Here is a 22,628-nt window from a genome sequence, read left to right on the forward strand (position 1 = left end):
GGACGGGTGATCAGTGACCGACGGGAGACGGCCAGGAAACCCAGGATGCCGAAAGTAACCAGATGAGGCAGAATGACTACGGGCCGTATCGATGGCGCGGCATCTTGCCGAAGCGAAGGAGGCCAACGACGTGAGTCACAACCGCACAGCCGCCGGGATGCGCTACTGGCAGACCGGCCGCGGCCGACAGGATGTCCTGCTCGTACACGGGTGGTGCTGCAACCACCGGTTCATGAAGCCCCTCGCCGCCCATCTGGCCAGCTGGCGGCGGCGGATCATCTCGGTGGACATGCGGGGGCACGGCGCGAGCCCCGCCGGAGACCGCGGCTTCAGCGTTCCCGAACTCGGTGCCGACCTGCGGGACCTGATGGTCGAACTCGAGATGGACGACGTCGTGCTGATCGGGCACAGCATGGGCGGGGTCTGGTCGTTGGCCGCAGCCGCGCAGGCAACCGACCGGGTCGCGGCGCTGCTGCTACTGGACGCGTCGGTGGCCGTGCCGCCCGGCACCACGGAGCAGGTGGCCGCGCTGGCGGAGTCCATCCGCGGCGAGGACCCGCGCCAGGCCCGGATCGACATCATCCGGTCGTTCTTCGTTCCCGAGTCGGATCCTCGGCTGGTCGACTGGGCGATCGACCAGATGCTGCGGCCGAGTGACACCGTCGCCGCCGCCACCCTCGACGGTCTCGCCGATTTCGTCGAGGCCGGTGGCGACGCCGCGCTGACCGCGTGGGGACGCCGGCTGCTCTACATCGGTGGCCCGGCGCCGTTCGCCGATTACGGACGGCTGCGGGAGCTGGTTCCCGAGGCGGTGATCGGGCAGGTGGTCGGCTCCGGCCACTTCTTCCAGTTCGAGGTGCCGCGGCAGACCAACGCGATGGTCAGCCGCTATCTGCGGCTGTGGGGACCACCGTCGTGGTGATCCGCCAGCAGGGCCTTCACCGAGTCCGTCAGGTCGTAGCTGGGTGACCAGCCGAGCACCTGCCGGGCACGGCTGATGTCGGCGCACATCCAGGGGACGGCGGCGGACCGGTTCACCGTCGGGGAAAACTCCCCCGTACCGAGTTCGCCGCTGTGACCAGCGGCCCTGGCCAGACAGGTGACCGCGTCCCGGACCCCGACCGGCCGCCCGCTGCCCACGTTGAACAGCCGGTGCGGCAGGCGGGTGGCGAGCGCGGCGGCGCGGACCGCGGCGGCGATGTCGCGCAGGTCGACGAAGTCGCGTACGGTGTCCAGCAGCCGCACCGCCAGCGGTGACCGCCCGCCGTCGCGCAGCAGAGCGGCCGCCCGCCCCAGCGCACTGTCCACCGGTAGGCCCGGCCCGACCGGGTTGAACACCCGCAACGTGACGACCTCGACCCGTCGGTCGGTGCTGACCAGTTCGCCGAACTGGGTAGTGGCCAGGTGGCTGAACCCGTACGGGCTCACCGGCTTGGCCGGGTCGTCCTCGCGCACCGGGCGGCCACTGGGCACGACGCCGTACTCGGCGGCGGAACCGAGCCGCACCAGCCGGGTGCCGGGCACGACGTCGGCCATCGCCTCGGCGAGCGCGGCCACGGCCAGCAGGTGGATCCGGATCAGCTCTGCGTTGTCTCCGACGGTACGGCCGGCGCAGTTGACCACGACGTCCGGCCGGACGGCCGCGAGCAGCCGGGCGAGTTCGGTGACGCCCGTCGTGGCGAGATCACAGTCGGCCCGGGTTGGTGCGGACACCACCGCGTCCGCAGTGAGCGCCGCGTGGATCTGCCGGCCCAGCAGTCCGGTGGAGCCGAAGAGCAGGATCCTGGTCCGGCTCAACTGCGGCACCGGCCGGCCCGGTCACCGCCGGGTCGACGGGAGGTTGCTGCCGAGCCGTCGGGCGCGGCGGCCAAGACCGGGCTGGCTGGGACCGCACCGGCCGGGACGGAGTCCGGCGGCGTCGGGGTCCCGGTGAACTCGTGCCAGGTCACCGCCCCCGGCGCGGCGATCCCTTCCCGGCGCAGCACCACCCGGACGGTCTCGACCATGATCCGCAGGTCGAGCCGGAGACTGCGGTTGTCCACGTACTCGATGTCGTAGGCGAACTTGTCCTCCCAGTCCAGTTCGTTGCGGCCGCGGACCTGCGCAAGGCCGGTGATTCCGGGTCGCACCTCGTGCCGTCGGGCCTGCCAGGGAGTGTAGATCTCCAGGTACTTCACCAGGTGGGGACGCGGGCCGACCAGGCTCATCTCACCGCGCAGTACGTTCCACAACTCCGGCAGTTCGTCGAGGCTGGTGGCGCGCAGCCAGCGGCCGACCGGCGTCAGCCGGTCGGCGTCGGTGACCAGGCCGCGGGCCGGATCCACCTCGAGCATGGTGCGAAACTTGACCATCTCGAAGAGTTCGCCGTCCCGGCCGGGGCGTACCTGCCGGAAGAACACCGGCCGACCCAGCGTGACGAGGATGAGCAGGGCGACCCCGGCCAACAGCGGCGCGCCGACGACCAGGGCGGTCACCGCGCCCACCACGTCGAGCACCCGCTTGACCCGGTCGTAGCGGCGGGGACGACTGGTCGGAATCGTCGGTTCGGCTGCGAGGCAGGCCGCTGGCGAGGTCATGGACGGGCCTCCGGAAGTAGCTACTCAACTGACAAAAGCTTTGTAACAGAATGAATACGACTAAGCGTGTCGTTCACCGTAAATCGGAACATTGGTTGATCCGATACCGTCGGCTCGGCTGACGACGGGACCGGGCCGGGGTCGGTCGGTACGCTGATCAGCAGGTCAGCTGCACCGACCAGGCCGACAGAGGGAGGGACGCGTGCCGCTGCGACGCCAGGGTTTCGACGGGCCGGCCGGGCTGCGCGAGTTCAACTCCGCGCTGCGACACACCTTGGTGCAGCAGACCGTCACCATCCGCGACCCGAACCGGTTCCGGGCCCGCATCACCGAGGTGCCGCTGGGACGGCTGCGGCTCATCTCCGCCACGGTCGGCGCGCTGCACTCCTCGCGTCGCCCGCACGACACCACCGGACGCGACGCCACTGACGGGGTGTTCCTGCTGCTCGGCCAGCGAGCCACCGGCAGCATCACGCACCGGCGCGGCACCGATCCGATCGGACCGGACCGGCTGGTCGTCGTACCCGGCTCGGAGGCGTTCGACGTCGACTATCCGGCACCGGCCCACGTACTGTTCGTTGCGCTGCCCCGCGCACTCGTCACGGCCCGCTTCCCCGGCCTCGACGGACCGGTCCGCTCCGCGATATTGGACCCGGTGGGTCGGGCACTGTGCCGGCAGCTGCCGCATCTGATGAGCGCGGCCGCAGCCGCCGGCACCGGGCAGCGGCTGGAGGTCGCCAGCATGGTCGACACGGTCCTGACCGCCACGCTGCACGGCGCCAGCGTCGACGTCGAATCCGACCCGGTGGCCGCGCTGCGCGTGGCGGCGGAGCGGCTGATCGAGCACTCGCTGGCCGAACCGGCGCTGTCGGTGCCGTGGCTGGCCCACCGGCTGGCGGTGTCCCGACGACAGCTGCATCGTGCGTTCGCCGCCGGCGGCACCACCCCCTTCCGCTGGATCCGGCAGCGTCGGCTGCACGCCTGCGCTCTCGCGCTCGCTGGGTCCGACGTCCCGGTCGCGCAACTCGCCCACCGGTACGGCTTCGCCTCGGCGTCGCATCTCGGAGCGCTCTTCCGCGACCGGTACGGCGCCCCGCCCGCGCGGTGGCGCAGCGAACACCGCACCGGCCGACCAGCCGGCCATCTCGGCCCGGCCGGCCATGGCGGGCAGGATCTCGACAGCGATCTGGCGCGACGCCGATAACCCTCCGTACGCCGGCCGGCCTACCGTCGGGTCCACCGACCCAGACGGAGGCACCCGAGATGCGTTTCGTTCTCGTCCACGGTTCCTGGCACGACGGCAGCTGCTGGGACGGCGTCCGGCAGGCGCTCACCGCCGCCGGACACGAGGTCCACGCACCCACCCTGCCAGGCAACGGCGCCAACGCCGATCCGACGGTGACGTTCGCCCGGACCGCCGGCGCCGTCGCCGAGCTGATCCGGCGGGCCGACCTGCGGAACGTGGTGCTCGTCGGGCACAGCCTCGGCGGCGCGGTCGTACAGGCCGCCGCGGTCGCCGTACCGGACCGGCTCCGCCGCCTGGTGTTCCACAACGCGTACGTCCTCGCCGACGGCGACACCGTCTTCCAGCATGTGCCACCGTCGGCCGCCGCCGCCTTCACCAGCCTGGCCTCTCCGGATGGCACCCTGATGCTGCCGTACGAGGCGTTCCGCTCGTTCGTCAGCGGTGCCGACGAGCAGACCGCCCGCGCCGCCTACGCGCGGCTGACGCCGGAGCCGTTGGCCCGGGCCGCGGAACCGGTCGCGCTGCCCGGATTCGCCGACCTGCCGGTCCCCCGTTCGTACCTGTACGCGGTCGACGACGTCGCCTTTCCGCCGGACGAGTTCCGCTGGCATCCCGGCCAGTCGCAGCGGCTCGGCGAGTTCCGGCTGGTCGAGATGCCGGGTTCGCACGAGGTCCTGTTCACCGATCCGCAGTTGCTGGCGGCGAAGCTGGTCGAGGCGGCGGCGGACTGACCACCCGGACCGGGTGCGGAAGCGAACGGGAGGCGGGCCATGGAGCTGCTGGACGGGTCGATCACCGAGCTGGCCGCGGCCGTACGGTCCGGCCAGGTGCACGCCCGGGAGATCGTCGACGCGGCGGTACGCCGCATCGAGCAACGCGACACCGGGCTCAACGCGGTGGTGGCGGTCGACTCCGGGCCGGCGCTGCGTCGCCTGGCCGCCGCCGGTGGCCGACCGGTCGGACCGCTGGCCGGGCTGCCGTACCTGGTCAAGGACCTGCACGCCGAGGTCGCCGGCTTTCCGTTGACCCGGGGCAGCCGGCTGGCCGTCGGCCTGGCACCGGCCGGTACGAGCACGTTGCTGCGCCGGCTGGAGCAGGCGGGAGCGCTGATCATCGGACGGACCAACTCGCCGGAGTTCGGACTGAACATCACCACCGAGCCGGTGCTGCACGGGCCGACCCGCAACCCGTGGCGGCCGGACCGGTCCGCCGGTGGCTCCAGCGGCGGCGCGGCGGTGGCGGTGGCCGCGGGGATGGTGCCGGCGGCGCACGCCAGCGACAGCGGCGGGTCCATCCGGATCCCGTCGGCCTGGTGCGGCACCATCGGGTTCAAGCCGACCCGGGGCCGCAACCCGGCCGGGCCGTACCGGTTGGACGACTGGTCGGGGCTCAGCCACGAGCACGCCATCACCCGCACCGTCGCGGACGCCGCGTTGTTGCTGGCGGTCGGCAGCGGGCTCGCCGCCGGCGAGCCGTACCCGGTGGACGGTGTCCAGTGGACCGGTCCGGTCGGTCCGGCGGGCCCCGGCCGGGCCCTGCGGGTCGGGCTGCTCACCGAGGCACCCGAGGGCACCCCGGTGCATCCGGCGTACCGGGCTGCCGCCGAGTCCGTCGCCGCCGAGCTGGCCGCCGTCGGTCACCGGGTCGTCCCGGTCGGGCCGGTGGAGCCGGCCGGCCGGCTCGGGCCGGTACTCGGTGCGGTCATCGCCGGTCATCTGGCCGCCGCGGTCGACGAGATCTGCGCCGCCACCGGACGGTCCGCCGGGCCGGACACTCTGGAACCGGCGGTGCTCGACCTCGTCGAGCAGGGCCGACGGGCCGACGCCCGCACCCAGATCCGGGCGACCCTGGCGCTGCGCCGGCTCGCCGGTGAGCTGGCGGCCGTCCTCGACGGCGTGGACCTGCTGCTCAGCCCGACCACGGCGCGGCCGGCACCACCGCTCGGGCAGTTGCACACCGACCGGCCGGCCGGCGAGCTGTTCCGGGAGATCTTCGCGATCTCCCCGTTCGTGGGGATGTTCAACGTGACCGGCGGACCGGCGATCAGTCTGCCCTGGGGGCGCGACGACGCCGGAATGCCGATCGGGGTGCAGCTCGGCGCGCAGCCGGGCGACGACCTCACCGTCCTCGCCGTGGCGGCGGCGTTGGAGGCGGCCCGGCCCGACCTGGTCGGGCCCGGCCCCGCCCCGGCGGCCCCGGGTCACGGCGTCCCGGCCTGACCCTGGCCGACCGCCGTTGCCGGGCAGACCCTGGCCGACCCGGCGTTGCCGGTCAGGCCTACCCCATTCGCTGCGGCCGGCGCAGCCAGGCAGACAGCCATGTTCGGGTGGGCGACCGGCGGACGGCCGGTGGATGAGCGGATCCCAGCTGCGGCCGACTTACGGGTCCCGGAGCGGCACCGCCGGTTCCGCAGGTCAGCCGAGCGGTCAAGATCCAAATTCGTTCGACACCCCTCTTGACATCCAACAAAGCCGGGCGTAAACAAACCTGAAGCAAAACGAAACGGCGGTGAAACCACATGTACGCCGAGGAACGGCAGCAGGAGATCGTCCGGCTGGCGCGAGCCGACGGGCGGGTCGACGTGACCGCGCTCGCCGAGTCACTCAACGTGACCGCCGAGACGATCCGGCGCGACCTCACCACCCTCGAGCGGGCCGGCGTGCTGCGTCGGGTGCACGGCGGTGCGATCCCGGTCGAACGGATCGGCTTCGAGCCCGCGCTCGCCGCCCGGGACGCGGTGCTGACCACCGAGAAGGAACGGATCGCCAAGGCCGCGCTGGCCGAACTGCCCCACGAGGGCGCGATCATCCTGGACGCCGGCACCACCACCGCCCGGCTGGCCGCGATCCTGCCGGCCGACCGGGAACTCACCGTCGTGATCAACTCTCCGGCGCTGGCCACCGTCCTCGGTGCCCGCAGCAACCTCAACGTCCTGCTGCTGGGCGGCCGGGTACGCGGTCGCACGATGGCCACCGTCGACGACTGGGCGCTTCGTCCACTCGCCGACGTCTACGTCGACGTGGCCTTCATCGGCACCAACGGCTGTTCCGTCGAGCGTGGCCTGACCACACCGGACCCGGCCGAGGCGGCGGTCAAGCGGGCCATGATCGGCGCCGCCCGCCGGTCGGTCGTGCTGGCCGACCACACCAAGATCGGCAACGACTACCTGGCCCGGTTCGGCCGGCTCGCCGACATCGACACGTTGATCACCGACAACGGCCTCAACACGGACCTCGTCGCCGAGGTGGAGGCGGCCGGGCCACGGGTGGTGCGGGCATGATCCTCACGCTCACCCTCAACCCCAGCCTGGACCGCGCCGTCGAGATCGACGACCTGGTCCGCGGCGAGGTAATCCGGGCCACCGGCACCCGCCTCGACCCCGGCGGCAAAGGCGTCAACGTCTCCCGGGCGCTGCTCGCCAACGGCGTACCGTCGGTCGCCGTGCTGCCCTGCGGCGGCGACGAAGGCGGTCAACTCGTCCGGCTGCTGGCCGCCGAGGGGGTCGAGGTGGTCGCCGTGCCGATCGCCGGACGGACCCGGTCCAACATCACCCTCGCCGAGCCGGACGGCACCGTCACCAAGGTCAACGAGCCCGGGCCGACCCTGAGCCGGGACGAGTTCGACGCGATCACCGCCCGGCTGCTGGACACCGCGCACCAGGCCGACTGGGTGGTGGTCTGCGGCAGCCTGCCACCGGGGCTGCCGGTGGACAGGTTCACCGCGCTGTGCCGGCAACTGCTCGACGCCGGGCTGCGGCTCGCCGTCGACACCAGCGGCCCACCGCTGCGGGCCGCCGCCGAGGCCGGAGCCGACCTGGTCAAACCCAACCGGGAGGAGCTGGCCGAGGCCGTCGGGCGGCCGCTCGACGGCCTCGGCGACGTGGTCGACGCCGCCCGACAGGTCCGCGCCTGGGGCGCCGGCACCGTGCTGGCCAGCCTCGGGGCGCAGGGCGCCGTGCTGGTCGACGCCGACGGGGTGCGCACCGGCGACTCCCCCGTCGACCAGCCGCGCAGCACGGTCGGCGCCGGTGACGCGCTGCTCGCCGGTTTCCTCGCCGCCGGCGCCAGCGGGCCGGGCGCCCTCGCCGAAGGCCTGGCCTGGGGGGCGGCGGCGGTCAGCCTGCCCGGCAGCCGGATGCCGGGGCCGGCCGACCTGCGCCGGCACACCGTACGGCTGCACCCCCGACCGGACGACCTGCAACAACTCGTCACCCAAGGATGACCCGTCACCTCGATACCCCAGACCGATCGCCTACTCCCTACCCCCGCACATAGAAGGAGCAGCAGACCATGGCCACCGACTACACACCCCAGGTGCAGGGCACCGGGGTAAAGGCCACGATCCAGAGAATCGGCGGCTACCTCGCCGGCATGGTGATGCCCAACATCGGCGCGTTCATCGCCTGGGGTCTGATCACCGCACTGTTCATCCCCACTGGATGGATCCCCAACGCGACCATGGCCGAACTGGTCGGGCCGATGATCTCCACGCTGCTGCCGATCCTGATCGGCTACACCGGTGGCCGGCTGGTGCACGGCCAGCGCGGCGCGGTCGTCGGCGCGGTCGCCACTGTCGGCATCATCGTCGGTGCCGACGTACCGATGTTCCTCGGTGCGATGATCATCGGCCCGCTGACCGCGTACCTGCTGAAGCTCTTCGACGGCCTGGTCGAGGACAAGATCCCGGCCGGCTTCGAGATGCTGATCAACAACTTCTCCGCCGGCATCATCGGCGGCGGCATGGCGCTGGTCGGCATCTGGGTGATCGGGCCGGTGGTGCAGGCCGTCACCGACGCCGCCGGCTCCGCGGTGGACTGGATGGTCGGCCACAGCCTGCTGCCGTTCGTGTCGATCCTGGTCGAGCCGGCCAAGGTGCTGTTCCTCAACAACGCGATCAACCACGGCGTGTTCGGTCCACTGGGCGTCGCCGAAGCGGCCACCGACGGCGACTCGATCCTGTTCATGATCGAGTCGAACCCCGGGCCGGGCCTCGGCCTGCTGGTCGCCTTCCTGCTGTTCGGGCCCCGGCTGCTGCGGGCCAGCACCCCGGCGGCGATCATCATCCACTTCCTCGGCGGCATCCACGAGATCTACTTCCCGTACGTGCTGATGAAGCCGCGGCTGATCCTCGCCATGATCGCCGGCGGCGCGGCCGGTGTCTGGACCTTCATGGTCACCGGAGCCGGCCTGGTCGCCACCCCGTCGCCGGGCAGCATCTTCGCCTACATGGCGGTCACCCCGCGAGGCGGCTGGTTCGGCGTCCTGCTCGGCGTGATCATCTCCGCGGCGGTCTCCTTCGCCGTCGCCTCGGTGCTGCTCGGCTTCGGCCGCGGCGAGGGCAAGGAACCAGTCGAGGAGAACACCGGTCCGCAGGCCGCCACCACGGACACGCCCGCCGGTGCGCACGCCTACCACGCCACCTCGACCACCGGTACCCACCGGCCGACCGCCACGGAGGCATGACGATGGCCACCATCGACGCCCAGAGCATCCGCAAGGTCGTCGTCGCCTGCGACGCCGGCATGGGCAGCAGCGTCATGCTCGCCAGCCAGCTGCGCAAGCAACTCAAAAAGCAGCAGGTGACCGTCGAGCACACCCCGGTCAACTCCATCCCGGCCGACGCCGACGTCATCGTCTGCCACCAGGGGCTCGCCGACCGGGCCCGCACCAGCGCGCCCGGCAAGGTGGTCGTCCCGGTGCAGATCTTCCTCGGCGACCCGGCCGTCGCCCGGCTGGTAGCCGTGGTGCAGCAGGGCGGCCAACTCGATGGCTGAACCGCAATCGGACCCCGGCGCTCTGCTCGAGCGCCGGGCCGTCCGGCTGAACGAACAGGCCGGCGACCGGGTCGCCGCCGTGCGCCGCTGCGGCGAGGTGCTGGTCGAGCTCGGTGCGGTCACCGAGGAGTACGTCGCCGCGATGCTGCAGCGCGAGCAGTCCGTCTCCACCTACGTCGGGGAAGGTGTGGCGATCCCGCACGGCACCCTGGCCGGCAAGGAGGCGGTACGCCGCGACGCGCTCGCCGTGCTGCGCTTCCCCGACGGGGTGGACTGGGGCGGATCCCCGGTGACCGTCTGCGTGGCGATCGCGGCGCGCGGCGACGGCCACGTGGAGCTGCTCGCCGCCCTCGCCCAGATTCTGCTCGACCCGGAACAGGCCCGCGAGCTGCGTGAGGCCACCGAGATCGACGACGTGCTCCGGCTGCTCGCGCCGGTAGGAGAGGAGAGCTCCACATGAAGGTCGTCCGGTTCCACTCCCCCGGCGACGTCCGGATCGAGGAGGCACCGCAGCCGCAGCCCGGCCCCGGCGACGTGTTGATCCGCGTCCGGGCCTGTTCGACCTGCGGCACCGACGTCAAGATCCGCAACTTCGGTCACCACCACATCGCCCCGCCCCGGGTGATGGGCCACGAGATCGCCGGGGAGGTCGTCGAGGTCGGCGCCGAGGTCGCCGGATGGCAGACCGGCGACCGGGTCCAGGTGATCGCGGCCATCCCGTGCGGCACCTGCGGCGAGTGCCGGCGCGGCCGGATGACGGTCTGCCCCAACCAGGAGTCGATGGGCTACCACTACGACGGTGGGTTCGCCGAGCACATGGTGGTCCCGGCCAAGGTGCTCGCCGTCGACGGGCTCAACCGCATCCCGGACGGGATCAGCTACGCCGAGGCGTCGGTGGCCGAGCCGCTCGCCTGCGTACTCAACGGGCAGAACCTGGCCCGGGTCGGCCCGGGCGACGACGTCGTCATCATGGGCTCCGGACCGATCGGCTGTCTGCACGTACGGCTGGCCCGCTCGCGCGGCGCCGCCCGGGTCTTCCTGGTCGACGTCAACCGTGAACGGCTCGACCTGGCCGCCGCGCTGGTGCATCCCGACGCCACTGTCTGCGGTGCCGAGACCGACGTGATCGACGAGATCAAGAAGTTGACCGACGGACGGGGCGCCGACGTGGTGATCACCGCGACCGCCGCCGGCGTCGCCCAGGAACAGGCGTTGCAGATGACCGCCCGACAGGGCCGGATCAGCTTCTTCGGCGGTCTACCCAAAGACAAGCCGGTCATCGCCTGCGACTCCAACCTGGTGCACTACCGGGAGCTCACCATCGTCGGCGCCAACGGCTCCAGCCCGTCGCACAACGCCGAGGCGCTCGCCCTGATCGCCAGCGGTGCGGTACCGGTCGCCGATCTGATCACCCACCGGTTGCCGTTGGACCGGGCCCTCGACGCCTTCGACGTGGTCGCCCGAGGCGAAGCCATCAAAGTCACCATCGAGCCCTGACCCAGGAACCCATCGAGCCCTGACCCCCACCAGGGACAAAGGAGGCAGACATGCCTACCCGTACCGTCACCGTCGGCTCCGCCAGCGGGCTGCACGCCCGGCCCGCCGCGTTGTTCGTCGCCGCCGCCGCCACCGCGCCGGTGCCGGTGATGATCAGCACCGCCGGTCGGCCGGCGGTGCCGGCCCGCAGCATGCTCTCGGTGCTCTCCCTCGGCGCGAAGCAGGGGACCGAGGTGACCCTGGAAGCCGACGGTGACGGCGCCGACGCCGCGCTCGACGAGCTTGCCGCGTTGCTCGCCCGCGACCTCGACGCCGAACCCGAGGGCGACGGCGCCGGTGCCACGGCGGCCGGTCGTGGCTGAGCTGCACACCGGGCTCGGCGTCAGCACCGGGCTGGCCGCCGGCCCGGTGCACCGGGTGGCCGAGGCACCCCGGCTGTCCGCGCCGGTGCCGGTTGACGACCCGGCCGCCGAGGCGGACCGGGCGGTTGCCGCCCTGGTGGCGGTCGCCACCGAACTCGGTCGGCGGGCCGGCACCGCGACCGACCCGACAGCGGCGGAGATCCTGCGGGCGCAGGTGATGATGGCCGAGGACCCGGTACTGCACGATGCGGTACGGGCCCGCGTGGGCGAGGGCGCCGACGCGGCGCACGCCATCGACGCCGCGCTCGCCGAGCACCGGGCGGCGTTCGCCGCCGCTGGCGGGTACCTCGCCGAACGGGTCGCCGACCTGGACGACCTGCGCGACCGTGCGGTCGCGGTCTGCCTGGGCGAACCGATGCCCGGCGTGCCCGACCCGGGCGTGCCGTTCATCCTCAGCGCCCGGGACCTGGCCCCGGCCGACACCGCCGGGCTCGACCCGACCCGGGTGCTCGCCCTGGTCACCGCGGCCGGCGGGCCGACCAGCCACACCACCATCGTGGCCCGGGCGCTCGGGTTGCCGGCGGTCGTACGGTGCCCGGGCATTCTCGACGTGCCGGACGGCACCCTGGTCACCGTGGACGGCACCACCGGCGACGTCACCGCCGGGGTCGACGACGACACCGTCGCCGAGACCCGCCAGCGGGAACAGCACCGGCGGGCGGAACTGGCGGCGACCAGCGGCCCGGGACGCACCGCCGACGGGCATCCGGTGACCCTGCTGGCCAACGTCGGCTCCGCCGCCGACCTCGTCGACGATGTGGAAGGCGTCGGTTTGTTCCGCACCGAACTGCTCTACCTGGACCGCGCCGAGCCGCCCGGTCACGACGAGCAGGTCACCGCGTACGCGAAGGTGTTCACTGCCGCCGGTGACCGCAAGGTGGTGCTGCGGACCCTGGACGCCGGCGCGGACAAACCGTTGCCGTTCCTGCACGCCGGCGAGGAGCCGAACCCGGCGCTCGGCGTACGCGGGCTGCGGACCGCCCGGCGCCGCCCCGAGGTGCTGCGCACCCAGCTCGACGCGATCGCACAGGCAGCCGGGGCCACCGGCGCCGAGGTGTGGGTGATGGCGCCGATGGTGACCACGTCGGCGGAGGCGGCCGAGTTCGCCGAGCTGGCCCGCGCCGTCGGGCTACCCACGGTGGGCATGATGGTGGAGGTCCCGGCCGCCGCGCTGCGGGCCGAGGCGCTGCTGCGGCACGTCGACTTCCTCAGCATCGGGACCAACGACCTGAGCCAGTACGCCTTCGCCGCCGACCGGCTCTGCGGCGACCTGGCCGACCTGCTCGACCCGTGGCAGCCGGTCCTGCTTGAGCTGATCGCCGGCTGTGCGCAGGCCGGCGCTGCCGCCGGCAAACCGGTCGGGGTCTGCGGTGAGGCCGCCGCTGACCCGGCCCTGGCCGTGGTGCTGACCGGGCTCGGGGTGTCCAGCCTGTCGATGTCGGCCCGGTCGGTGCCGGCGGTGCGGGCCGCGCTCGCCGCGCACACCCTGGAGGACTGTCAGCGGCTGGCCCGGGCCGCGCTGGCCGCGCCGGACGCGGCGGCCGCCCGCGCGGCGGTCTCAGCCGGCCCGGCCGCCGGCTGACCGCCGGTCGACGTTGACGCGGCTGCGGGCCGGCCGCAGGATCAATCCATGAGTCGGACGATCGTGGTCACCGGAGCGCGACGCGGCATCGGCGCGGCCCTCGCGACCGGTCTCGCCGCGCCCGGGACAAGCCTGGTGCTGCACCACCTGGCCGCCGCCGACGAGGCAGAGGCCGTCGCCGCGCGCTGCCGCGCGGCCGGCGCGCGCACCCGGATCGTCGAGGCGGACCTGTCGGTCGCCACCGAGGTGCTGGCTCTGGCCGAGGCGGCCGGGCCGGTCGACGTACTGGTCAACAACGCGGCGCGGGCGTCCAACGTCTGGATCGACGAGTTGCCGCTGGCCGAATGGGAGGCGACGTTCGCGGTCAACGTCACCGCCCCGATGCTACTCAGCCAGGCCTTGGCGGCGGGGATGCGGGACCGTGGCGGCGGCCGGATCATCAACGTCACCTCGGCCACGGTCCGGCTCGGTGGCCCGTCCGGGCCGTCGTACGTGTCGAGCAAGGCGGCGCTGGTCGGTCTCACCCGTTCGCTGGCCCGCGCGTTCGGGCCCGACGGCACGACGGTCAACGCGATCTCGCCGGGCGCGATCCGTACTGAGGGCGAACGGGAACTCGCCGGCGACGCCCCGGTCGACGAGGCCGCAGTCGACGCCGCGATCCTGCACCGGCAGGCGGTGCAGCGCCGACTCGACCCCGACGACATCGTCTCCACCGTCCGCTTCCTCGCCAGCCCCGACTCCGGTGCGGTCACCGGCCAGGTGATCGAGGTCGGTGGCGGGCTGGTACACCGCTGACCCGACTGGGACAGGCGTTCATCCGCTGGTCAGCGTCCCTCGACGGTGCTGTTCACCTGTGCCGGCGATGCTCCGGCTCGTCGAATCCCCGCAGCGTGGAGGCATCGTGTCCAGACCGATCTGGCAGTTCACCGCGATCGTCGCGGTCCTGACCCTACTGATGGGCGCGGCGGCGCCGTCCGGGGCGAGCGCCGGCGCCAGCGCCGCCCCGGTCCTGCTCACCGAACCGTTCCTGCAGTCCCCAGCGAAGAACTCCGTCCGGGTCGTCTGGTTGACCGAGTTCGCCGGTCGGCACCACGTCGTGGTGGTCGGTCACCGGGCTGGCCAGCTCAACCGGGCCGAGCTGCGGGCCGCGGCCACCGGCGGCAAGATCCGGGGCGTACGGGTGTTCCGAGCCCGGACCGGCGAGTTGTCCCGGGTGGCGGAGGACGCCGCCTCGCAGATCCCGGAGCCGCCGACGCAGATCACCCGGCGGCACATCTGGCGGCACGAGGCGACCGTACGCGGGCTCGGCGTAGGCAGCCGGACGCCGTACCGGGTGGTGTCGATCGACCGTGGCGCGATGGTTGCTTCCGACACCTACACCCTGGCGCCGGCCGCCGCCCCCGGCCAGGCACAGCAGATCCTGCTGACCAGCGACCACCAGTCGATGCCGAACACCCCGGCGAACCTGCAGAAGGCGGTCGAGACCGTCGGCCGGATCGACGCGGTGTTCCTCGCCGGGGACCTGGTGAACGTCCCGGACCGGGCCTCGGAGTGGTTCGACGACCAGCGCGGCGGGGCGTTCTTCCCGGCGCTGCAGGGGCGGGCGTCACGGACGGTCAACGGGGTCACCTGGACCGGCGGTGAGATCCTGCAGCACGCGCCGATCTTCCCGGCGATCGGCAACCACGAGGTGCAGGGCCGCAGTGGGCTGCCGACGCTGAACGAGTCGTTCAACGCACCGGTGCCGCGTGAGGTGGCCGAGGCGGCGTACCGCAAGGTCGCCCGGCAGGTGAACCCCCGGAACAACCGCAAGATTAAGGAACGCTGGATCCTGGAGAACTCGTTCAACACCGAGACCTACGAGGAGATTTTCTCCCTGCCGACCAGCGGGCCGGGCGGGGAGCGCTGGTACGCGACGACCGTCGGTGACGTCCGGTTGATCTCGCTGTACGCCACCCGGATCTGGCGGGGCACCGGTATCGCCGCCGACCCGGCGAACTGGCAGCGGACCCGGTACACCGAGGCACCGGCGAGCACCGACGACCTGCTCGCCCAGGGCTGGGGTTCGCACATCTTCGAGGAAATCGGCGTCGGCAGCCGGCAGTACCGGTGGTTGCAGCGTGAGGTGGCCAGCCGGCAGTTCCGGGACGCGAAGTACACGGTGGTGATGCTGCACGAGGGCCCACACGGGCTGGGCGACAACGTCAACCCGCCGTTCACCGACCCGGTGCGCACCGAGCAGACCGACGCCGACGGCAACACCCTGGTCCGGTACGACTACCCACGGGCGGACAACGTGCTGACCCGTGACGTCGCCCCGCTGCTGGAGTCCGCCGGGGTGAACCTGGTGCTCAACGGCCACTCACACCTGTGGAACCGGTTCACCGCCCCCTCCGGTACCCACTACCTGGAGACCTCCAACGTGGGCAACTCGTACGGTGCGTTCCACCCGCTGTCGGGCCGGTCCCGGCCGGTCCCGCCGGCGCCGTGGAACCCGGACAACTACCTGGCCCAGGGCAACCCGGGCGGGCTGGAGCCGCAGGTGCCGACAGTCGCGCCGCTGACCGACCCAGCCGGTACGCCGTTGCCGTTCGTGCAGAGCAACGACTACTCGGTGTTCAGCGTCCTGGACACCGGCACCGGCGAGGTGACCAGCTACCGCTACGACATGCGTACCCCGGACGTCGCGCCGGTCGTGCTGGACCGGTTCCCGCTCGGCGCCTGATCGGCGGCGGTCCCGCCGTCGGTGGATCCGACGGCGGGACCGCAGGCCGTCCGGTTCAGTTAACAGCCCGCACGTAGGACCGACCGGCGACGGAGGCGTCGGTGACTGTCGCTGCGGCGCGGGCGAACAACTGGTCGACCCGGGCCGCCTCGGCGGCACTCGGATAGGCGTTGCGGCAGGACACCGGGGCGCTGCTGCCGGACATCAGGTCGGAGCAGAGCCCGGTGCGCCGGTCCGGCAGCCCGAGAATGTGTCCCCACTCGTGGGTGGCGATCCGGGTCCGGTCGTAGCCCTGGTCCGCTGCCTGGGTACCCATGTAGATGCGGCCGGCGCCCAGCCGGGTGACGTACGCCCGGGGCCAGCCGCTGTCGACGTAGATGACGACCGACGCCGGGCTGCCCGGCTGCAGCCGGACGTTGTCCACGCTGCTGTTCCAGATCTGCGCGGCCTGGGCGAAGTTGGTCGCGAACTGGCCGGCGCGGCTCGCGTCGTAGTAGATCGTGGTCACTGCGGCCGAGGCCGGCGCGGTGGCCACGACCTGGACACCGATCAGCGACAGGATGCCGGTGACCGTCGCGAGGATCGCCTGGACGGTGCGTTGTCTTGCCATGGCATGGCTCCTTGGAAACGGGCCGCGATACCGGCTGGCATCGACTGGCATCGCTCACCGTAGACCGGCTCAATCGACACACACCTATCACATTTCGCTCATAGCGCGTCCCACTGGCCGAGCCTCGCGGCGCACCCAGCAGGGCGGGCCCGACGTGACGACTCGCACAGCACGGACCCCCGGCGGCAAATGACGGCTTGAAGAAGTCTTCAATTGCATACATGTCAGTGCCGCTCTACCAGAAGAAGGCCGAGTTCTTCCGGATGCTCGGGCACCCGGTGCGGATCCGGGTGCTCGAACTGCTCGGCGAGCGCCCCCGCCAGGTCCGCGAACTGCTCGCCGAGATCGACGTCGAGGCGTCCAACCTGTCCCAACAGCTCGCGGTGCTGCGCCGGGCCGGGATCGTGGTCTCCAGCCGGGACGGCGCCGCGGTCACCTACGCACTGGCCGGGCCGGACGTCGCGGACCTGATGCGGGCGGCCCGGCGGATCCTCACCGAGATGCTGATCGACCAGACCGAGCTGCTGGCCGAGCTGCGGGAGGCGTCCCCCGACGCCGCCTCGGGCCGCCGGTGAGCGCCACCGCCGTACGCCGCCTGTTGCCACAGGTGACCGACTGGCGGGCGGTCCGCCGTCAGCCGGGCCGGGACCTGCTCGCCGGGCTCACCGTGGCGGTCGTGGCCCTGCCGCTCGCCCTCGGCTTCGGTGTCGCCTCCGGGCTGGGAGCCGCCGCCGGGCTGGTCACCGCCGTCGTCGCCGGCGCCCTCGCGGCGGTCTTCGGTGGGTCGAACCTGCAGGTCTCCGGGCCCACCGGGGCGATGACGGTGGTACTGGTGCCGATCGTGGCGCAGTTCGGGCCTGGCGGGGTACTCACCGTCGGGATGCTGGCCGGGCTGATCCTGATCCTGCTGGCGCTGGTCCGGGCGGGTCAGGTCGCCCGGTACATGCCGGCCCCGGTGATCGAGGGCTTCACCGCCGGCATCGCCGGGGTGATCCTGCTGCAGCAGATCCCGACGGCGCTCGGCGTGCACGTCCAGGGCGAGCGGGTGCTTGCGCTGGCCGGGCAGGCGGTGGCGGCGTTCGTCCGACAACCGCAGTGGCCGTCGCTGCTGATCGCCGCCGCCGTCGCCGCTGCGATGCTGGCCGGAGCACGGTGGCGGCCAACCGCGCCGTTCTCACTGCTCGCTGTCGCTGCGGCGACCGTGACGACGGCGATGTCCGGGTCGCCGGTGCAGACCATCGGCGTACTGCCGGCCAGCCTGCCGGCACCGTCGCTGGCCTTCCTCGACCTGGCGGCGGTGCCGGCGCTGGCGACCGCAGCGATCGCGGTCGCCGCCCTGGCCGCCCTGGAGAGCCTGCTCTCGGCCACGGTGGCGGACGGCATGTCGGTCGGGCAGCGACACGATCCCGACCGGGAACTGTTCGGCCAGGGCGTGGCCAACCTGGTTACCCCGCTGTTCGGCGGGGTCCCGGCCACCGCGGCGATCGCCCGAACGGCGGTCAACGTCCGAGCAGGCGCCGCTTCCCGACTGGCCGCGCTGTCGCACGCGCTGATCCTCGCGCTGCTCATGTTCGTGGCGGCTCCGCTGGTCAGCCAAGTCCCGTTGGCCGCGCTGGCCGGGGTGCTGATCGCCACCGCCATCCGGATGGTCGAGGTGAGCGCGCTGGCCGCACTGGCCCGAGCCTCGCGTTCCGACGGGCTGGTGATGGCGCTCACCGCAGCGACCACCGTACTGCTGGACCTGGTCACCGCCGTGCTGGTGGGCCTGGTCGTGGCCGGCGGGCTGGCGCTGCGCAGGATCGCCCAGGCGGTACGGCTGGATCGGGTGCCGCTGGACACCGGCGACCACCACGCCGAGGAGCAGGCGCTGCTGGCCGAGCACATCGTGGCGTACCGCCTGGACGGGCCGCTGTTCTTCGCCGCCGCCCACCGGTTCCTGCTGGAGCTGTCCGAGGTCGCCGAGGTACGGGTGGTGATCCTGCGGATGTCGCGGGTGTCGACCATCGATGCCTCCGGCGCGTTGGTGCTGCGCGACGTGGTGCAGCGGCTGGAGCGACGGGGCATCACCGTCTATCTGTCCGGGATCCGGGACGGACACCACAAGGCGCTCATTGCGTTCGGGCTGCTGCCTCGGCTGAGCGGACTCGGCCGGGTATTCCCCGACACTGCGGAGGCGATCGCCGCCGCCCGAGCCGTCCTCGGCCAGTTGGACAGGACCCGCGACGACAGCGTCAACCCTTGAGGCCGGTGTGTGCCAGGCCCTCGATGAACTGCCGCTGGGCGATGACGAACACGATGAGCACCGGGATCGCGGTCAACGACGCCGCCGACAGCTGCACGTTCCACATCGGCCCGCCGTACGCGTCGACGAGCTGGGTCAACGCCTGCGGCAGGGTGAACTCCCCCGGGTGGACAGGAACACGATCGGCTCGAGGTAGAGGTTCCAGCTGTGCAGGAAGGTGAAGATCGCCACCGCGCCGAACGCCGGGCGAGCCAACGGCAGCGCGATCCGCCAGAAGAACATCACCGAGTCGTCGTACGCCCGTTGCCCGGCGTACCCGACAACCGCCGATCGGCGGCGCCGGCGTTCGGCACCGACCGCGGCCGGTGGTTCATGTTACGAAGCCGGCCAGCGGGGCAGCACCAGGATCGCGGTGGCCGGGGCGATGTGACAGCCGTCCGGGGCGGCCGCTGGCTGGTGCGGTGAGGGGCGCCCCCGTTCCGCGCCCCTCACCGCACCAGCGGCATCGAGGTCGGCCACTCCAACGGGTTGGTCAAACCTCAAGTCGTGATCGTATACTGACTCGGCGTATGGTCGTCAACCGATATTAACCGACAACACCAACGTGGCTAATCTTAGCTGCCGTTCCCAACCAGATCTTAGCTGTAGTTCCCCAGATCTCAGCTGCACATCCGACGGAGGTAGCCGTGACGGGCGGCACCACCCCCCCTGGCGGATCGGGATCCAGCCTGGCCGACAAGCTCAACCTGCTCTTCGAGACGGTCCGGCCGGCCCGCCGCGACCCGTACACCTCGCGGGAGGTGGCCGACGCCATCCGGGACCGGGGAGGCTCCATCTCCGACGTGTACATCTGGCAGCTGCGCACCGGGCGGCGGACCAACCCGACCAAGGAGCATCTGGAGGCGCTCGCCGACTTCTTCGACGTGGACCCGGCGTACTTCTTCGACCGGCGCCGCTCCGGCGAGATCGAGCGGGATCTGCATGCGCTGCAGGCGATGCGCAACCTCAAGGTACGCGCGGTCGCGACCCGGCTGAGTACGCTGCCCGAGGCGCAACTCGACGCAGTCGGCGACATCCTCGACCGGGTGGTCCAGGCGCTTCAGACCCGCCACGCCGAGGGCGGCCCAGGCGGCGACGGACGGCAGGACCCGTGATCGTCATGCAGTGGCGACGGACGGACCAAGCTGAGGGAAGCACGGACATGAAGTCATCCCCGCTGCGCCGGACCTGCCGCGACCGGCTGCGTCAGCTCGAGGAACAGGGCCTGCGGATGCCCCGGCCGTTCGACGCGCCGCAACTGTGCCAGCGGGTCGGTGCGGTGCTCGGCCAGCGGATCACCCTGGTCGGCGTGCCGATGCCCGCCGGCGCGCCGTTCGGCCTGACCTTCTTCACCGACGCCGGTCACGTCGTCGCCTACGAGGAACGCACCAGCCGGGTGCACCGGGACCACATCATCGCCCACGAGATCGGCCACATCCTGCTCGGCCACCGCGCCCTCGCCCTCGACGACCAGCAGGCCAGCCAGCTGCTGATGCCGGCGCTGCGCCCCACCCTGGTGCACCGGGTACTCGCCCGGACCGGGGTGTACAGCCGGGGCGAGGAGCAGGAGGCCGAGATGATGGCGACCATCCTGCTGGAGGCCGCCGCCCGCGAGACCGACCTCGGATCGGCACCCGCCCGCGACGATGCCGGGCCGGTCACCGACGCCGCGTTGGAGGCCCGGCTGCGGCACGGGCTCGAACCACCGCCCCGGTGAGCGCCGATGGACACCCCGCTGTACGTGGTCTGCGCGGCCGCCGGCTGGCTCGCCTTCGGCTACAAACTGGGTGACCTGCGGCGGGACCGCGACAACCGGGTGCTGCGGGCGATGGTGTACGCATTCTGTTCGTTCGCCGCCGGAGTGACCGTCGCCGTCCGGCCGGTCGCCGAGGCGGTGGACCGGATCACCGGGCTGCCGAACCTGGCCAAGCTGCTGGCGCACGCCGGAGTGATGGGGGTCGCGGCCAACTCCGAGATCCTGCTGCTGTTCCTGGCTCTGCCGCCGGCGGTCGCGACCCGCCGGGTCCGGCGTCGGGTGATCGCCTCGGTGACCGCGTTCGGGCTGCTCACCGCGCTCTGGGCGACCACGTTGGCCGGTGCCGCGCCGGTCCGGTTGGTGGTCGAGGACGCCGGTCATCCGGCGGTCGCCGGCTATTTGGTCGTCTACCTGATCGTCTTCGTCTGCTACGCCGCCGACCTGGCCCGGCTCTGCTGGCGCTTCTCCCTGGTCACGCCACGCCGGTGGCTCCGTCGTGGACTGCGGATCACCGCGTTCGGCGCGGCCGCCGCACTGCTGTACTGCGCCACCAAGGCCGGTTACCTGGTCGCCTACCGGGTCGGCCGGGAACCGGCCGGCGAGCCGCAGATCGCGGCGGTCCTGGTGACCGTCGGCGCGCTCAGCATGCTGATCGGTCTCACGCTGCCGACCTGGGGTCCCACCGTGGACACCGGCCGGGGCTGGTGGCGGCGGCACCGGTCGTGGCACCGGTTGACACCACTGTGGCGGGCGGTCAGCGCGGCGCAACCGCACCTGGTCCTCGACGACCGGGCCCACCACCGTCGGGTGGCGCTGCGCGACATCGACTACGCGCTGCACCGCCGGATCACCGAGATCCGGGACGGCCGGCTGGCGTTGCGCCCGTACATAGACCGTCGGATCGCGCCGACGGCCGACCGGCTGGCCGCAGCCGCCGGCCTGGCCGGTCCCGACCGTGCGGCGCTGGTCGAGGCGGCGATGATCGCCGCCGGGGCGCGCCGGGCCGCGACCGGCGGGCCGGTGCGCGAGCCGGATTTCTCCGAGCCGCACGATCCGCCGAACGGCTATCCTGGCGAGGTCGCCTGGCTGGGTCGGGTGACCGATTGGTTCAGCCGCTCCCCGCTGGTCGACCAGGTGCTGGCCGCCGCCGCGTCGTCGCCCGAGCCACGGCCCGCGCCACCACCGCCACACCGATCCTGAACGGGGCCTTCGTGCAGCCGCACCGCTACGCCAACCTCCGGCGTAACCGATACGCCAACCTCCGGCGGATCCGCACCCTCGACCCGCAACGCGACTACCTCGAGATCTATCAGACGATGGTGCGCTACGAGTTCCCGTGGGACAGCAAACTCGGCCTGAACCTGGCGTTCAACCGCTCCTTCTCGCTGCCCCGGGTCGCCGCCGTGCACGTGCGCACCGGGGAGCTGCTGCACCGCACCCGCAAGCGGATCGACGACACCGGATTGCTGATGTACGAGATGATGCTGCACGGTCTGGACGCCCCGCGCGGTCGCGACGCGATCCGGCGGACCAATCAGATCCACCGCCACTACGACATCGCCGACGACGACTACCGCTACGTCCTCGGCTGTCTGGTGGTCGTCCCGATCCGGTGGCTGGAGCGGTACGGCTGGCGGCGGCCCTGCTGCCACGAACGGACCGCCACCTACCACTACTACCGCGAACTGGGTCGACGGATGGGCATCCGGGACATCCCGGGCTCCTTCGGCGAGTTCGCCACCTGGTTCGACGACCACGACCGGACGCACCTGCGCTACAACGACGACGCCGCGGTGATCGAGCGGGCCACCCGAGCGCTGCTGCGCGGGAAGATCCCACGGTCGCTCGCGCCGTTCGGTGACGCGTTGGTCGCCGCCATGTACGACGAACGGCTGCGGGCCGCGACCGGGGTGGCCACGCCGAACCCGGCGGTACGCGCGGGTCTGCACGGCGGGCTGCTGCTGCGCGCCGCGCTGCTGCGCTGGGCCGGCCGGCCGCGGCGGACCCCGTTGTTCGCCGACGGTATCCACACACCTACGTATCCGGACGGGTACGACATATCCCGGCTCGGCCCGGTCGCGACGGAACCCAGCCATCCCACCCACGGACCGCGGTAGTCGATCGAACACGCCGGGTCGATCGCGTCCGGTGGATGTGGTC

25 protein-coding genes are annotated in these 22,628 nt (G+C 72.3%); 20 read left to right on the top strand and 5 right to left on the bottom strand.

What is annotated here, in order from left to right; translation table 11 throughout:
• Positions 1 to 130 precede the first annotated feature (130 nt).
• Entirely contained in the window at positions 131 to 922 is a 792-nt protein-coding gene (locus ACFHWT_RS19605) for an alpha/beta fold hydrolase (RefSeq protein ID WP_416596113.1), read from the top strand.
• Here the strand turns inward: ACFHWT_RS19605 and ACFHWT_RS19610 are convergent.
• Both ACFHWT_RS19610 and ACFHWT_RS19615 read right to left on the bottom strand, forming a co-directional pair.
• Entirely contained in the window at positions 889 to 1,797 is a 909-nt protein-coding gene (locus ACFHWT_RS19610) for an NAD-dependent epimerase/dehydratase family protein (RefSeq protein ID WP_416596115.1), read from the bottom strand. The two genes, ACFHWT_RS19605 and ACFHWT_RS19610, sit on opposite strands and share 34 nt — an antisense overlap.
• Entirely contained in the window at positions 1,794 to 2,576 is a 783-nt protein-coding gene (locus tag ACFHWT_RS19615) for a sugar transferase (RefSeq protein WP_416596117.1), read from the bottom strand. Before ACFHWT_RS19615 ends, ACFHWT_RS19610 begins: the two co-directional genes overlap by 4 nt.
• 202 nt (positions 2,577 to 2,778) lie before the next feature.
• Here ACFHWT_RS19615 and ACFHWT_RS19620 point away from each other — a divergent pair, with 202 nt between their 5' ends.
• The 13 genes from ACFHWT_RS19620 (at position 2,779) to ACFHWT_RS19680 (ending at position 15,821) form a co-directional block, all read left to right on the top strand.
• Positions 2,779 to 3,780 (top strand): AraC family transcriptional regulator, encoded by a 1,002-nt coding sequence (locus tag ACFHWT_RS19620; protein WP_416596119.1) that lies wholly within the window; start codon positions 2,779 to 2,781, stop codon positions 3,778 to 3,780.
• Positions 3,781 to 3,839: 59 nt separating this feature from the next.
• Complete coding sequence (locus ACFHWT_RS19625; protein ID WP_416596121.1) at positions 3,840 to 4,553, top strand: alpha/beta fold hydrolase; 714 nt, start codon at positions 3,840 to 3,842, stop codon at positions 4,551 to 4,553.
• A 39-nt stretch (positions 4,554 to 4,592) separates the two neighbouring features.
• On the top strand, positions 4,593 to 6,041 hold the full coding sequence (locus ACFHWT_RS19630) for an amidase (protein WP_416596123.1): 1,449 nt from the start codon (positions 4,593 to 4,595) through the stop codon (positions 6,039 to 6,041).
• 299 nt (positions 6,042 to 6,340) lie between these two features.
• Entirely contained in the window at positions 6,341 to 7,102 is a 762-nt protein-coding gene (locus tag ACFHWT_RS19635) for a DeoR/GlpR family DNA-binding transcription regulator (RefSeq protein WP_416596124.1), read from the top strand.
• A complete protein-coding gene (pfkB, locus tag ACFHWT_RS19640) occupies positions 7,099 to 8,043 on the top strand; it encodes a 1-phosphofructokinase (protein ID WP_416596125.1) in 945 nt (314 codons plus the stop codon). Before ACFHWT_RS19635 ends, pfkB begins: the two co-directional genes overlap by 4 nt.
• A 68-nt stretch (positions 8,044 to 8,111) precedes the next feature.
• Positions 8,112 to 9,284, top strand: a complete 1,173-nt coding sequence (mtlA, locus tag ACFHWT_RS19645; protein ID WP_416596126.1) for a mannitol-specific PTS transporter subunit IIC — start codon at positions 8,112 to 8,114, stop codon at positions 9,282 to 9,284.
• A 2-nt stretch (positions 9,285 to 9,286) separates the two neighbouring features.
• Positions 9,287 to 9,595: a PTS lactose transporter subunit IIB gene (locus ACFHWT_RS19650; RefSeq protein WP_416596128.1), complete on the top strand. Its 309-nt coding sequence runs from the start codon at positions 9,287 to 9,289 to the stop codon at positions 9,593 to 9,595.
• Positions 9,588 to 10,055: a PTS sugar transporter subunit IIA gene (locus ACFHWT_RS19655; RefSeq protein WP_123601682.1), complete on the top strand. Its 468-nt coding sequence runs from the start codon at positions 9,588 to 9,590 to the stop codon at positions 10,053 to 10,055. The genes ACFHWT_RS19650 and ACFHWT_RS19655 overlap by 8 nt, the downstream gene beginning before the upstream one ends.
• On the top strand, positions 10,052 to 11,092 hold the full coding sequence (locus ACFHWT_RS19660) for a zinc-dependent dehydrogenase (RefSeq protein WP_416596129.1): 1,041 nt from the start codon (positions 10,052 to 10,054) through the stop codon (positions 11,090 to 11,092). The genes ACFHWT_RS19655 and ACFHWT_RS19660 overlap by 4 nt, the downstream gene beginning before the upstream one ends.
• Positions 11,093 to 11,142: 50 nt before the next feature.
• Positions 11,143 to 11,454 (top strand): HPr family phosphocarrier protein, encoded by a 312-nt coding sequence (locus tag ACFHWT_RS19665; RefSeq protein ID WP_416596130.1) that lies wholly within the window; start codon positions 11,143 to 11,145, stop codon positions 11,452 to 11,454.
• Complete coding sequence (gene ptsP, locus ACFHWT_RS19670; protein WP_416596131.1) at positions 11,447 to 13,096, top strand: phosphoenolpyruvate--protein phosphotransferase; 1,650 nt, start codon at positions 11,447 to 11,449, stop codon at positions 13,094 to 13,096. Before ACFHWT_RS19665 ends, ptsP begins: the two co-directional genes overlap by 8 nt.
• A gap of 48 nt (positions 13,097 to 13,144) precedes the next feature.
• Positions 13,145 to 13,891: an SDR family NAD(P)-dependent oxidoreductase gene (locus ACFHWT_RS19675; RefSeq protein ID WP_416596132.1), complete on the top strand. Its 747-nt coding sequence runs from the start codon at positions 13,145 to 13,147 to the stop codon at positions 13,889 to 13,891.
• A gap of 106 nt (positions 13,892 to 13,997) precedes the next feature.
• Positions 13,998 to 15,821 (top strand): metallophosphoesterase family protein, encoded by a 1,824-nt coding sequence (locus tag ACFHWT_RS19680; protein WP_416596133.1) that lies wholly within the window; start codon positions 13,998 to 14,000, stop codon positions 15,819 to 15,821.
• 55 nt (positions 15,822 to 15,876) lie between these two features.
• Here ACFHWT_RS19680 and ACFHWT_RS19685 read toward each other — a convergent pair whose 3' ends face one another.
• Entirely contained in the window at positions 15,877 to 16,431 is a 555-nt protein-coding gene (locus tag ACFHWT_RS19685; protein WP_416596134.1) for a snapalysin family zinc-dependent metalloprotease, read from the bottom strand.
• A gap of 221 nt (positions 16,432 to 16,652) precedes the next feature.
• Here ACFHWT_RS19685 and ACFHWT_RS19690 point away from each other — a divergent pair, with 221 nt between their 5' ends.
• Positions 16,653 to 17,006, top strand: coding sequence for an ArsR/SmtB family transcription factor (locus ACFHWT_RS19690; protein ID WP_416596135.1), 354 nt, complete (start codon positions 16,653 to 16,655; stop codon positions 17,004 to 17,006).
• Complete coding sequence (locus ACFHWT_RS19695; RefSeq protein WP_416596136.1) at positions 17,003 to 18,673, top strand: SulP family inorganic anion transporter; 1,671 nt, start codon at positions 17,003 to 17,005, stop codon at positions 18,671 to 18,673. The genes ACFHWT_RS19690 and ACFHWT_RS19695 overlap by 4 nt, the downstream gene beginning before the upstream one ends.
• Here ACFHWT_RS19695 and ACFHWT_RS19700 read toward each other — a convergent pair.
• Together ACFHWT_RS19700 and ACFHWT_RS19705 are read right to left on the bottom strand one after the other, a co-directional pair.
• Positions 18,663 to 18,812, bottom strand: a complete 150-nt coding sequence (locus tag ACFHWT_RS19700) for a hypothetical protein (protein ID WP_416596137.1) — start codon at positions 18,810 to 18,812, stop codon at positions 18,663 to 18,665. The genes ACFHWT_RS19695 and ACFHWT_RS19700 overlap by 11 nt on opposite strands.
• The gene (locus tag ACFHWT_RS19705) at positions 18,809 to 18,958 is read right to left on the bottom strand and encodes a hypothetical protein (RefSeq protein ID WP_416596138.1); all 150 of its coding nucleotides are present in this window, start codon (positions 18,956 to 18,958) and stop codon (positions 18,809 to 18,811) included. The genes ACFHWT_RS19700 and ACFHWT_RS19705 overlap by 4 nt, the downstream gene beginning before the upstream one ends.
• Before the next feature lie 401 nt (positions 18,959 to 19,359).
• Here ACFHWT_RS19705 and ACFHWT_RS19710 point away from each other — a divergent pair, with 401 nt between their 5' ends.
• Genes ACFHWT_RS19710 through ACFHWT_RS19725 form a run of 4 tightly spaced genes read left to right on the top strand, consistent with a single transcriptional unit; the run spans position 19,360 to position 22,585 of the window.
• Positions 19,360 to 19,827 carry a helix-turn-helix domain-containing protein gene (locus tag ACFHWT_RS19710; protein WP_416596139.1) on the top strand — a complete coding sequence of 156 codons (468 nt, stop codon included), beginning with the start codon at positions 19,360 to 19,362 and terminating at the stop codon, positions 19,825 to 19,827.
• Between the two features lie 47 nt (positions 19,828 to 19,874).
• Complete coding sequence (locus ACFHWT_RS19715) at positions 19,875 to 20,429, top strand: hypothetical protein (protein ID WP_278169321.1); 555 nt, start codon at positions 19,875 to 19,877, stop codon at positions 20,427 to 20,429.
• A gap of 6 nt (positions 20,430 to 20,435) precedes the next feature.
• Positions 20,436 to 21,668 (top strand): MAB_1171c family putative transporter, encoded by a 1,233-nt coding sequence (locus ACFHWT_RS19720; protein ID WP_416596141.1) that lies wholly within the window; start codon positions 20,436 to 20,438, stop codon positions 21,666 to 21,668.
• Positions 21,669 to 21,679: 11 nt separating this feature from the next.
• Positions 21,680 to 22,585: an oxygenase MpaB family protein gene (locus ACFHWT_RS19725; protein ID WP_416596142.1), complete on the top strand. Its 906-nt coding sequence runs from the start codon at positions 21,680 to 21,682 to the stop codon at positions 22,583 to 22,585.
• The last annotated feature ends 43 nt before the right edge of the window (positions 22,586 to 22,628 follow it).

Origin of the sequence: Micromonospora sp. LOL_021, assembly GCF_048060215.1 — a bacterium.
In the GTDB taxonomy this organism is placed as follows: Bacteria; Actinomycetota; Actinomycetes; order Mycobacteriales; family Micromonosporaceae; genus Micromonospora_E.

What these genes read in the sequence shown, in the direction of transcription:
- ACFHWT_RS19615 (WP_416596117.1), bottom strand. Translation starts at nt 2,576, where the DNA reads ATGACCTCGCCAGCGGCCTGCCTCGCAGCCGAACCGACGATTCCGACC.
- ACFHWT_RS19625 (WP_416596121.1), top strand. Translation starts at nt 3,840, where the DNA reads ATGCGTTTCGTTCTCGTCCACGGTTCCTGGCACGACGGCAGCTGCTGG.
- ACFHWT_RS19630 (WP_416596123.1), top strand. Translation starts at nt 4,593, where the DNA reads ATGGAGCTGCTGGACGGGTCGATCACCGAGCTGGCCGCGGCCGTACGG.
- ACFHWT_RS19635 (WP_416596124.1), top strand. Translation starts at nt 6,341, where the DNA reads ATGTACGCCGAGGAACGGCAGCAGGAGATCGTCCGGCTGGCGCGAGCC.
- pfkB (WP_416596125.1), top strand. Translation starts at nt 7,099, where the DNA reads ATGATCCTCACGCTCACCCTCAACCCCAGCCTGGACCGCGCCGTCGAG.
- mtlA (WP_416596126.1), top strand. Translation starts at nt 8,112, where the DNA reads ATGGCCACCGACTACACACCCCAGGTGCAGGGCACCGGGGTAAAGGCC.
- ACFHWT_RS19650 (WP_416596128.1), top strand. Translation starts at nt 9,287, where the DNA reads ATGGCCACCATCGACGCCCAGAGCATCCGCAAGGTCGTCGTCGCCTGC.
- ACFHWT_RS19655 (WP_123601682.1), top strand. Translation starts at nt 9,588, where the DNA reads ATGGCTGAACCGCAATCGGACCCCGGCGCTCTGCTCGAGCGCCGGGCC.
- ACFHWT_RS19660 (WP_416596129.1), top strand. Translation starts at nt 10,052, where the DNA reads ATGAAGGTCGTCCGGTTCCACTCCCCCGGCGACGTCCGGATCGAGGAG.
- ACFHWT_RS19665 (WP_416596130.1), top strand. Translation starts at nt 11,143, where the DNA reads ATGCCTACCCGTACCGTCACCGTCGGCTCCGCCAGCGGGCTGCACGCC.
- ACFHWT_RS19675 (WP_416596132.1), top strand. Translation starts at nt 13,145, where the DNA reads ATGAGTCGGACGATCGTGGTCACCGGAGCGCGACGCGGCATCGGCGCG.
- ACFHWT_RS19685 (WP_416596134.1), bottom strand. Translation starts at nt 16,431, where the DNA reads ATGGCAAGACAACGCACCGTCCAGGCGATCCTCGCGACGGTCACCGGC.
- ACFHWT_RS19690 (WP_416596135.1), top strand. Translation starts at nt 16,653, where the DNA reads ATGTCAGTGCCGCTCTACCAGAAGAAGGCCGAGTTCTTCCGGATGCTC.
- ACFHWT_RS19715 (WP_278169321.1), top strand. Translation starts at nt 19,875, where the DNA reads ATGAAGTCATCCCCGCTGCGCCGGACCTGCCGCGACCGGCTGCGTCAG.
- ACFHWT_RS19720 (WP_416596141.1), top strand. Translation starts at nt 20,436, where the DNA reads ATGGACACCCCGCTGTACGTGGTCTGCGCGGCCGCCGGCTGGCTCGCC.